Annotated in this window: 2 protein-coding genes; both read right to left on the bottom strand. The window is 45.8% G+C overall.

All coding sequences use genetic code 11. The features are described from left to right. Positions 1-15: 15 nt before the first annotated feature. Positions 16-612, bottom strand: a complete 597-nt coding sequence (gene rsxB, locus R7P35_RS25125) for an electron transport complex subunit RsxB (RefSeq protein ID WP_005494493.1) — start codon at positions 610-612, stop codon at positions 16-18. A 3-nt stretch (positions 613-615) separates the two neighbouring features. Beyond that, positions 616-1194 carry an electron transport complex subunit RsxA gene (gene rsxA / locus R7P35_RS25130; protein WP_005380762.1) on the bottom strand — a complete coding sequence of 193 codons (579 nt, stop codon included), beginning with the start codon at positions 1192-1194 and terminating at the stop codon, positions 616-618. Positions 1195-1199: the final 5 nt, after the last annotated feature.

The raw sequence follows: 1199 nt of genomic DNA on the forward strand, positions 1-1199 counted from the left end.
ACAACATACGAAACCTTACTTAATTGAATCTTTCACGTTCGCTGCATCGCGGGCAGCATCCGTAATGTTAACCACTGGGATGGCGTTAAGTTGCCACTTCCAGCTATCTGTGGTGGTTTCCACAGGAATCATTTCAATACAATCGGTTGGACATGGCGCGACACACAAGTCGCAGCCTGTACATTCGTCTTTGATGACCGTGTGAACGGCTTTTGTCCCACCAACAATCGCATCAACAGGACAAGCTTGAATACACTTAGTACAACCGATACACATATCTTCGTGAATGAAGGCAACGGTCGGTACTTTGCTGTCTAGATCGTGTGCCGACTCTTCAGGTTCCACACCCATTAAGTCTGCGAGTTTTTCGATGGTTGCTTGACCGCCGGGAGGACACTTATTGATGTTGTCTCCATTCGCAATCGCTTCTGCGTATGGTCGACAGCCTGGATAACCACATTGGCCACATTGTGTTTGTGGAAGAATCGCGTCGATTTGATCCACGATAGGATCCGCTTCAACTTTAAAGCGAATAGAAGCAAAACCAAGAATGGCACCAAAAATCGCAGCAAGCACAGCGAGTGCGATGATCGCAATTAAAATCGTACTCATTGTTTACTTCACCAAACCTGTAAAGCCCATGAAAGCAAGCGACATTAAACCCGCTGTGATCATTGCAATCGATGCACCTTTAAATGGAACAGGCACGTCAGCCGCAGCGATACGCTCACGCATAGAAGCAAAAAGGATCAATACAAGTGAGAAACCGACGGCTGCACCAAAACCATAAATGATAGATTCGATGAAGTTATGATTCTCATTGATGTTGAGAAGTGCAACACCCAATACGGCACAGTTGGTCGTGATCAGTGGTAAGAAGATACCAAGCAAGCGATAAAGGGTCGGGCTAGTTTTGTGTACCACCATCTCGGTGAACTGTACCACGACAGCGATCACCAAAATAAAGCTCATGGTTCTTAAGTACTCGATACCGAGCGGTCGCAAGATATAGCTTTCCACTAAGTACGCACACACAGATGCAAGGGTTAGCACAAAAGTGGTTGCTAATCCCATGCCTATTGCTGTTTCCAGTTTTTTAGACACGCCCATAAATGGACACAAGCCCAAAAACTTCACCAGTACAAAGTTGTTCACCAGCACAGTGCCGACCAACAACAAAACATATTCGGTCATAGTTA

The organism is Vibrio sp. Vb0304 (genome assembly GCF_033338995.1).
GTDB lineage: Bacteria > Pseudomonadota > Gammaproteobacteria > Enterobacterales > Vibrionaceae > Vibrio > Vibrio alginolyticus.

Bases quoted from the DNA above. Each gene is read 5' to 3' on its own strand.
- rsxB (WP_005494493.1), bottom strand. From the start codon at position 612: ATGAGTACGATTTTAATTGCGATCATCGCACTCGCTGTGCTTGCTGCG.
- rsxA (WP_005380762.1), bottom strand. From the start codon at position 1,194: ATGACCGAATATGTTTTGTTGTTGGTCGGCACTGTGCTGGTGAACAAC.